The organism is Nonomuraea sp. NPDC049486, from assembly GCF_040676925.1.
GTDB classification, from domain to species: Bacteria; Actinomycetota; Actinomycetes; order Streptosporangiales; family Streptosporangiaceae; genus Nonomuraea; species Nonomuraea ferruginea.
The window spans coordinates 633,429-643,470 of sequence record NZ_JBFAPV010000005.1 but is presented as its reverse complement, the minus strand read 5'-3'; the positions used below and the strand labels follow the sequence as shown (position 1 = coordinate 643,470).

Below are 10,042 nucleotides of genomic sequence, written 5' to 3'. Positions count from 1 at the left end.
TCGGTTGTTCTTGGAGTCGTGCTGGGAGGCGTTGGAGCGGGCGGGGATCGATCCGGTGACGCTGCGGGGCAGCCGTACCGGCGTCTACGCCGGCAGTATGTACGAGCACTACTCCACCCGATTCCTGCACAAGGCGCCGGAGTCGGTCGAAGGCACTCTGTTCACCTCCAGCGCGTCCAGCGTCCTGGCGGGCCGCGTCTCCTACACTCTCGGCCTGGAGGGCCCGGCCCTCACCACCGACACCGCCTGCTCCTCCTCTCTGGTCGCGCTGCACCTGGCGGTGCAGGCCCTGCGACGCGGCGAGTGCTCGATGGCCCTGGCGGGCGGCGTGTCGGTGATGGCGACCCCCGCGCCGTTCGTGGAGTTCTCGCGCCAGCGCGCGCTGGCCCCCGACGGCCGCTGCAAGTCCTTCTCCTCGACCGCCGATGGTGCGGCGTGGGCGGAGGGTGTGGGGGTGCTGGTGCTGGAGCGGTTGTCGGAGGCGCGGCGCAACGGCCGGCGGATCCTGGCGGTGGTGCGGGGTTCGGCGGTGAACCAGGACGGCGCCTCCAACGGGATGACGGCGCCGAGCGGTCCGGCCCAGGAGCGGGTGATCCGTCAGGCGCTGGCCGACGCGTTGCTGGATACGCGGGACGTCGACGTCGTGGAGGCGCACGGCACCGGCACGACGTTGGGCGACCCGATCGAGGCGCAGGCGTTGCTGGCCACGTACGGGCGTGGACGTCCGGCTGAGCGGCCGGTGTGGCTGGGCTCGCTGAAGTCGAACATCGGTCACACCCAGGCAGCAGCAGGGGTGGCCGGTGTGATCAAGATGGTGAAAGCGCTGGAGCACCGGACGATGCCGCCGACGCTGCACGTCAAGGAGCCGACCCCGCACGTGGACTGGGAGTCCGGTGGGGTGCGGCTGCTGACCCAGGCGGTGGAGGTGCCGGGCGAGCGTCCGTTGCGGGCCGGGGTCTCCTCGTTCGGGGTCAGCGGTACGAACGCGCACGTGATCCTGGAGGGCGCGCCGGCCGAGCCGGAGGTGCCGGCCGGCGATGGTCCGCTCGTGTGGCCGGTGTCCGCCAGGTCGGCGGAGTCACTGCGGGCACAGGCCGCGCGGCTGGTCGCGTACGCGGAAAGCGCTTCTGACCGGGACCTGCCAGGCGCGGGCCGGGCGCTGGCCCGGCGCGCGAGCTTCGAGCACCGAGCCGTGATCGTGGCCGGGGACCGGCGGGAGTTGCTGGCGGGGCTGGCCGCGCTGGCGGAAGGCGGGTCCGACGCCGCGGTGGTGAGCGGGGTCGCGGCGCCCAACGTCCAGCCGGTGTTCGTGTTCCCCGGTCAGGGCTCGCAGTGGGCGGGCATGGCCGTGGACCTGCTGGACGAGGACGAGACGTTCCGGGCCGCCCTCCGCCGCTGCGAGGAGGCGCTGCGCCCGCACACCGGCTGGTCGGTCGAGGACGTGCTGCGCGGCGCGCCCGGCGCGCGGTCCCTGGACGGCACCGACGTGATCCAGCCCGTCCTGTTCGCGGTCATGGTCGCGCTGGCCGAGCTGTGGCGCTCCCTCGGCGTGCGGCCGTCCGCGGTGCTCGGCCACTCCCAGGGCGAGATCGCCGCCGCGTACGTCGCGGGCGCGCTCTCGCTGGAGGACGCCGCCAAGGTCGTGGCCCTGCGCAGCCAGGTGCTGACCCGGCTCGGCGGCACCGGCGGCATGCTCGCCGTGGCGCTGCCCGCGGCCAGGGCCCAGGAGCGGATCGAACCGTGGGCGGACCGGCTGTGGGTGGCCGTGCACAGCAGCCCCACCGGCTCGGTGGTGGCAGGAGAGGTCGCCGCCCTGGAGGAGTTCGCCGCCACGTGCGAGAACACCGTGCGGGTGCGCCGCATCGCGGTCGACTACGCCTCCCACACCCCGCACGTCGAGGCGCTGCGCGACGAGCTGATGGCCGCGCTGCGCGACGTGCGGCCGCGCGCCGCCGACGTCCGCTTCTGCTCCGCCCTCGCCGGCGCGTTCATCGACCCGGCCGAGCTGACCACCCGCTACTGGTACGACAACCTGCGCAACCCGGTACGGTTCGAGCAGGCCGTCAGTGCCGTCGCCGGAGCGGGCACCCCGCTGTTCGTCGAGGTCAGCCCGCATCCGGTGCTGGGCCCCGACACCGAGGCCATCTGCGAGGCCGCCGGCGTGCCCGCGGGCGTCTGCCACACGCTGCGGCGCGACACGGGCGACCGTCGCCGCTTCCTCACGGCGCTGGCCCACGCCTGGGTGCTCGGCGCCAAGGTCTCCTGGAGCGACGCGCTGCCCTCCGCGCCGCGTCCCCGCCACGAGCCGCCGACCTACGCCTTCGCCCGGCGCAGGTTCTGGCTCACCGGCGACCAGACCGGCCCCGTGTCCGGCGCGGGCATCGACGGCTCCCGCCACCCGCTGCTCGACGCCGTCGTGCCGGTGGCCGGGGACGGCTACGTGCTCACCGGCCGGATCTCCCTGCGCGGCGCTCCCTGGCTGGCGGGCCACGCGGTCGCGGGCCGCGTACTGCTTCCCGGCGCCGCCTTCGCCGACCTGGCCCTGGAAGCCGGCGCCCAGGCGGGCTGCGCCCGGCTCGACGAACTGGTCATCGAGGCTCCGCTGTTCCTTCCCGAGCAGGGCGCGGTCACCGTACAGATCACCGTCGACCCCCCGGACGCGGGACGGCGCCAGATCGCCGTCTACTCCCGCACCGGCGACGAGGACGACGCCTGGACCCGCCACGCCTCCGGTGTGCTCGCCGGGGACGTCCCGGGCCGTGGTGCGTGCGAGTGGGCCGGGGTGTGGCCACCCGTCGACGCGGTGGTGGTGGAGGTCGAGGGGGGTTACGAGCGGCTGGGGGAGCGGGGTTACGAGTACGGTGCGGCGTTCCAGGGGTTGCGGGCGTTGTGGCGTCGTGGTGAGGAGCTGTTCGCGGAGGTGGTGGCGCCGGAGGGCGTGGACGTGACCGGCTTCGGCGTCCATCCCGCCCTGCTGGACGCGTCCTTCCACCCCCTCGTGCTGGCCGTGGAGGACGACGAGTTGCGGCTGCCGTTCGCGTTCGGTGACGTCCGCCTGCACGCCTCCGAGTCCGCCGCGCTGCGCGTACGCCTCACGACCAGCGGCGAGGACGCCGTCGTCGAGGTGGCCGACACCGATGGCGCGCCGGTCCTGTCCATCGGCGCACTGCGCGCACGACCCGCCGACGTCCGCCCGTCCGCCTCGACCGGTCTGCCGCTGTACGGGGTGGAGTGGGCCGAGGTGGCTCCCTCCGTGCCGGGCTCGGTGGAGCCGGAGGTGGTGTGGTGTGTGAGCGGGTCGGCGGACGTTCCGGTGGCGGTGCGGGAGTTGACCTCGCGTGTGCTTGCGGCGGTGAAGGGTGCCGGGGCGTCGCCGGTCGTGTTCGCGACGCGGCCGGGGGATGTGGCCGGTTCGGCGGTGTGGGGGCTGGTGCGGTCGGCGCAGAGTGAGCAGCCGGGCCGGTTCGTGCTGGCGGAGGTGCCGGAGGGGTTCTCGGGCTGGGACGCGGTGCTGGCTTCTGGCGAGCCCCAGGTACGGGTGGTCGACGGCCGCATCCTGGCCCCTCGCCTGACCCGCCGCCCGACACCCACCACTTCCGCCACTCCCGATCAGACCTCCGCCCCAGCTTCCGACCAGACCCCTGTTCCAGCCTCCGACCAGGCCTCTGCGACGGCCTCCGGCCGGACGCCTGCGTCGGCCTCCGACCGGCTGCTCGCTGCGGCGTCCGCTGGGGTTTCTTCCGTGATGGCTGGTGCGGCGTCCGGCGGGGCTTCTTCCGTCAGGTCGGGTGCGGTGCTGGTGACCGGTGGCACCGGGGGACTTGGTGCTCTGGTGGCGCTGCGGCTGGTCGAACTGCACGGGGTGCGGGATCTGGTGCTGGTGTCGCGGCGTGGTCCTCGGGCCGAGGGCGCGACGGAGCTGGTGGCGAAGCTGGAAGGGGCCGGTGCCCGGGTGCGGGTGGTGGCCTGTGACGTGTCCGATCGTGCGCAGCTCGCTGACGTGGTGGCCTCGGCCGGGCCGCTGGCTGGTGTGGTGCACGCCGCCGGGGTGCTGGACGACGGCTTGGTCGAAGGGCTGACTCCCGAGCGAATCAGCGGGGTGCTGGGGCCGAAGGCGGACGCGGCCTGGTTCCTGCACGAGCTGACCCGTGATCTGGGGTTCTTCGTGCTGTTCTCCTCGCTCGCCGGGGTGCTGGGCAACGCAGGCCAGGGCAGCTACGCGGCGGCGAACGCCTTCCTGGACGGCTTGGCCGCCGCCAGGCGTGCGGCAGGGCTGCCGGCGGTGTCCGTGGCCTGGGGGCTCTGGGACGTGGAGTCCGGCATGACCGGCGCGATGGGGGCGACGGACAGGGCACGGCTGGCGCGTGCGGGGATCGCCCCGCTCGCGGTGGAGGAAGGGCTGGCGCTGTTCGACGCCGCCCTCGCGGACGCGGAGTCCGCGGTGGTGGCCGCCCGCTGGGATCCCGCCGGTCTGCGGGCGCGGGCGGAGAACGGTGAACTGCCCGGAATGCTGCGCGGCCTCGTACGCGTGCCGCGCCGTGCGGCGGGAGCCGGGGCCGGGAACGCGGGCCCGCTGGCGGCCCGGCTGCCGGCGCTGGGCAGGGACGAGGCGCTGCGACTGCTCACCGACACCGTACGAGACCACGTCGCGGCCGTGCTCGCCCACGGCGACCCGGCCCAGGTGGACGTGGACCAGGCGTTCAACCAGCTCGGCTTCGACTCACTGACGGCCGTCGAACTCCGCAACCGGCTCAACACCGACACCGGGCTGCGGCTGCCCGCGACGCTGGTCTTCGACCAGCCCACGGTCCGCTCGCTCTCGGCGTACCTGGCCGGAGTGCTCGTCCCGGCGCCGCCCTCGGCCGAGGACACCCTGCGCACCGCCCTGGAACGGGTCGACGACCTGCTGGCCGCGGCCAACGGCGAGGCGGAGAGCATGCGCGACCGGCTCGCCACCATCCTCCAGGGCGCGCTCACCAAGCTCGGCGGCGGCGGACAGCACGATGTCGGCGGCGTCATGGAGAAGATCGACTCCGCTTCCGACGAGGAGATCTTCGCCCTGATCGACAACGACCTGTGACCCATGACCACCTCGACCGGAAAGGCACGAAAGATGGGGACAGAGGACAAGCTCCGCGCCTACCTCAAGCGCGCCACGGTCGAGCTGGCCCAGGCGCGCGGCCGGCTCGCCGAGGCGGAGGAGCGCGCCCACGAGCCCATCGCGATCGTCGGCATGGCCTGCCGCTATCCCGGCGGCGGCGACACGGCCGAGGGCCTCTGGGAGCTGCTCAGCGAGGGCCGCAGCGCGGTGCGCGAGGTGCCGGCGAGCCGGTGGGACATCGACGACTACTACCACCCCGACCCGCGCACCCCCGGCGGCGTCTACACCAGGTACGGCACCTTCCTGGACGACATCACCGGCTGGGACGCCGAGTTCTTCGGCCTCTCGCCGCGCGAGGCGCTGCGCATGGACCCCCACCAGCGCCTGCTGCTGGAGCTGGTGTGGGAGGGCCTGGAGAACGCGGGCCTGTCGCCCGCGCGGCTGGCCGGCAGCCGCACCGGCGTGATGATCGGGCTCATGGACACCCTGCAGTACGGCCGGCTGCAGATCGAGAGGCAGGGCGGCGCCGCGCTCGCCGACCCCTACCTGGGCCAGGGCTCGGTGCCCAGCGTCGCCGCCGGGCGCATCGCGTACCAGCTCGACCTGAACGGCCCCACCCTCACGGTCGACACGGCCTGCTCGTCGTCGCTCATCGCGGTCCACCTGGCCTCCGAGAGCCTGCGCAGGGGCGAGTGCGACCTGGCCGTCGCCGCGGGCGCCTCGCTGACCATGCACCCGTCCCTCTACATCCAGGCGTGCGCGGGCCTGATGATGTGCTCCGACGGCCGGTGCAAGACCTTCGACGAGAGCGCCGACGGCTACGTCATGGGCGAGGGCGGCGGCCTGGTCGTGCTGGAGCGGCTGTCCAGCGCCGTCGCCGCGGGCCGCCGCATCCACGCCGTGCTGCGCGGCTCGGCGGTCAACCAGGACGGGCGCAGCAACGGGCTCACCGCCCCGAGCCGGCGCGCGCAGGCCGACGTGATCGGCCGCGCGCTCGCCGCCGCCCGCGTCTCACCGGACGACGTCGCCTACGTGGAGGCGCACGGCTCCGGCACCCGACTCGGGGACGCCATCGAGCTGTCCGCGCTGCACGACGTCTTCGGCCGTCGCTCGCCCGACCGGCCGCTGCGCGTCGGCGCGATCAAGACCAACATCGGGCACACCCAGGCCGCGGCGGGAGTCGCCGGTCTCATCAAGTCAGTGCTGATCCTGAAAAATGGGCAGATTCCGCCCAGCCTGCACCTGACCAACCCGGCCGCCGCCTTCCCCGAGAACGGCGCCATCCGCCCGGTCACCGGCCTGGAGCCGTTGCCGCAGGGGGACGGGCCGGCCCTGGCCGGAGTCAGCTCGTTCGGGCTGTCCGGCACGAACGCCCACCTGATCGTGGAGAAGGCGCCCCCGCCCGCCCCGCCGGAGACACCGGCGCGCGACACCGTCCACCTCCTGCCGCTGTCGGCCGGCAGCGCCGCCGCGCTGCGCGAGCAGGCCACCCGGCTGGCGGACTGGGTGAGCGCCCACCCCGGTGCGACCGTGCCCGACCTCGCCCACACGCTGCAGACCGGCCGGGCCGAGCTGGACCACCGCCGCGCCCTGGTCTGCGCCGACCTGGACGACGCCGTACGCGGGCTGCGCGCCGCAGCCGACAGCGGCGGGGGCCACCGGGTGAAGGGCCGGCCCCGCGTCGCGTTCCTGCTCCCCGGGGTCGGCGACCAGTACGCGGGACTCGGCCGGGAGCTGTACGCCAAGGAGCCGGTGTACGCCGAGGCGGTGGACAACTGCGTCGAGCTGGTCCTGCGCCGCTCGGGCACGGACCTGCGGCCCCTGTTCCTCGCTGAGACCTCGGCCGCCCCCGGCGATCTCGCCGCCCTGCTCGGCCGCACCGGCGAGGCGCCCGAGGCTCCCGGCCCCCTGGACCACGCCGAGGTGGCCCACCCCTTCCTCTTCACCGCCGAGTACGCGCTGGCGCGGCTGCTCGGGCACTGGGGCGTCACCCCGGACCTGCTCATCGGCTACAGCCTCGGCGAGTACGTGGCCGCGTGCCTGGCCGGGGTCTTCACCTTGGAGGACGCGCTGCACGTCGTGCTCGAACGGGCGCACCTGATCAACGCCGTGCCCGCCGGGCGGATGATCGCCGTCGCCGCGCCCGAGGAGCGCATCGTCCCCGTGCTCGTGAGCGGCGGGATCGACGTGGACGTCGCCGCGGGCAACGGGCCGTCGATGACCGTGCTGAGCGGGAGCCCCGCCGAGATCGAGGCGGCGTCTGCCGCCCTGGCCGGGGAGGGCATCGCCTGCCGGGCGCTGCGCTCCGCCCACGCCTTCCACTCCAGGCTGCTGCAGCCGGCCAGGGAGAAGCTCGCCGCGGTGCTCGACACCGTGCCGAGGCGGGCGCCGGCCGTCCCCGTCGTCTCCAACCTCACCGGCCTGCCGCTCACCGCCGAGCAGGCCACAGGCACCTCCTACTGGGCCGACCAGCTCGTCAGCACAGTCCGCTTCGCCGACGGCGTGCGCCACTGCGTGGACCAGGACGTGGACGCGTTCGTCGAACTGGGGCCCGGCCAGACGCTCGGCGGGCTGGTCAGGCAGAACCTGGCCGGCGGCTCCGGCGTCGCCGTGCTCGGCACCCTGCCGCCCCGCTGGACCGGCGGCGCTCCCCGCGACCCCCACGACGAACTGCTCCGGACCTGCGCCCGGCTCTGGGAGCTCGGCGCCGAGGTCACCTGGGAACGCACCCGCGCCGACGCGGGCCGCGTGCTCAGCCTGCCCACCTACCCCTTCCAGCGCACCCGCTTCTGGCCGGAGCAGATCACCCCAGTCGCCACCAGCCGCAACGGCGTCCCGCCCGCCGGGCCGGACGCCGCTCACGGGGCTCCCGCTGAGTTGGATGCCGCCCGAGGTCCCGCCACTGGCTCGGACGCCGATCGGTACGCCGGGTCCGCTGGGCCGGACGTCGACCTGGACACCGCGTCCGGTGGGGCGGACGACCGGCGCGACGGGGCCGAGCCCGCGGACTACACCTTCGTCCCCTCCTGGCGGCAGGATCCGGTCCGGGAAGCGCCCGCGGCCGGTCTGGACCTGACCGGTCCGCTCGTCGTGTTCGCCGACTCCGGCGGTGTGGGCTCGGCGCTCGCCGACCTGGCCGGCGCCTCCGTGGTCGAGGTGGTCGCGGGCGACGGGCCGCCGCGCCGCGAAGGCCGCCGCCTGACCCTCGACCCCGCCGTCCCCGCCCACTACGGGGCCGTCTTCGCCGACCTGCCGTCCGACGGACCCGTGCACGTCGCGTACCTGTGGAGCCTGGACGCCGGGACCGGCGGCCTCCCCGGCGACGAGGAGCTGAGGGCAGCCGTCGCCCACGGCTTCGACAGCCTCATGCTGACCATCCAGGCACTCGGCGACCTGCCCGCCGAGCGGGAGGTGCGGCTGCTGACGGTGACCGGCGGCGCCGCCGAGATCCTCGGCGGCGACATCCCGGCTCCCCACCAAGCCCTGGCCCACGGCCTCGGCCGCGCGGCCAGGCACGAGTACCCCGCCCTGACCTGGCGAGGCCTCGACCTCGACCCCGAAACCGTCGGCACACCCGCCCACGGACCGGCCCCGGAAGCCGGCACGGCGGCGGGGCAGGTCGCTCGTGAGCTGCTTCGCGAGTGGGACTCCGGCGCGGCGGACGACGATCCGGTGGCCGGGTGGCGGCGCGGGCGGCGCTGGGTGCGGGCGTGGGCCGAGGTCACCGCAGAGCCGTCGGCGTCCCCGGTGTGGCGGGCCGACGGCTCGTACCTGATCACGGGCGGGACGCGCGGGCTGGGCATGGCGCTCGCCAAGCATCTCGTCCGCGCGGGCGTACGGCGGCTCGCCCTGGTCGGCCGCACCCCGCTGGACCGCGAAGCCGGCGGCGAGCGGGCGGAGGGCGTACAGCGGACCCTGCGTGACGTAGCCGAACTGGAGGCCAGCGGGGCGGAGGTGCTGCTGCTCACCGCCGACGCCGGGGTGCCCGAGCAGCTCAGGGAGGCGCTGCGGCGCGGCCGGGAGCGGTTCGGCTCACTGACCGGCGTGATCCACGCCGCCGGGCTGCCCGCCGCCGGCCTGCTGAGCCGGCGCACCGTCGCCGAGGCAGGCCGGGTGCTCGCGCCCAAGGTGCTGGCCATGGGGCCGCTGGCCGAGCTGGTCGGCCCCACGACCCCCGCCGCCGAACGGCCGGAACTGCTCGTGCTGTACTCCTCCGCGGTCACCGCGTTCGGCGGCATCGGCGAGGGCGACTACTGCGCCGCCAACACCGTCCTCGACGCGTACGGGGACGCGCTGGCCGCCACAGCCCCGTCGACCAGGGTCGTGTCGGTCGCCTGGGGCCCCTGGCAGCACGACGTGTGGCAGTCGGAGAACCTCAAGTCGGCGGGCGGGCTGGCCAACCGGGTGGCCGCCTACCGCGCCCGGTACGGCTTCGCCGAGGACGCCGGCTGCGCCCTGCTGGACCGGATCGTGGCAGGCGGCCACGGCAACGTGATGGCGGTGCGACAGCCGCTGCGCGAGGTGCTGGCCGCCTGGACGGGCATGCTCGACCTGGACGACCTGGTCGGCGCCGCCTCCGCCGTACCCGAAGGGGAGCGGTTCCCGCGCCCGCAGCTGCGCACCGACTTCGCCGCGCCGCGCACCGCCGCGGAGGCCGAGATGGCCGAGCTGTGGGGCGCCTACCTGGGCATCGACGGCGTCGGCGTGCACGACCCGTTCTTCGACCTCGGCGGAAACTCGCTGGTCGGCATGGCCATGGTGCTCGCGATCGAGCAGCGGCTGGGGCGCCCGGTGCCGCCCGCGCTGCTGTTCGAGCACCCGACCATCGCGGAGTTCGCCGCCGCGCTCGACGGCGGCGGGGGCCGCCAGGAATCGCTCACCACGAGTTCGGCACGGGGGCAGCGGCGGCGCCGGGCCCGTTCCAGTAACCGGAAATGAGGC

The 10,042-nt window shown here is 75.0% G+C and carries 2 protein-coding genes; both read left to right on the top strand.

Annotation, left to right across the window (positions count from 1 at the left end; genetic code table 11):
- Positions 1–4: 4 nt before the first annotated feature.
- Positions 5–5,080 (top strand): type I polyketide synthase, encoded by a 5,076-nt coding sequence (locus tag AB0K05_RS18810; protein WP_364230433.1) that lies wholly within the window; start codon positions 5–7, stop codon positions 5,078–5,080.
- 33 nt (positions 5,081–5,113) lie between these two features.
- Positions 5,114–10,039: a type I polyketide synthase gene (locus AB0K05_RS18805; protein WP_271279997.1), complete on the top strand. Its 4,926-nt coding sequence runs from the start codon at positions 5,114–5,116 to the stop codon at positions 10,037–10,039.
- The last annotated feature ends 3 nt before the right edge of the window (positions 10,040–10,042 follow it).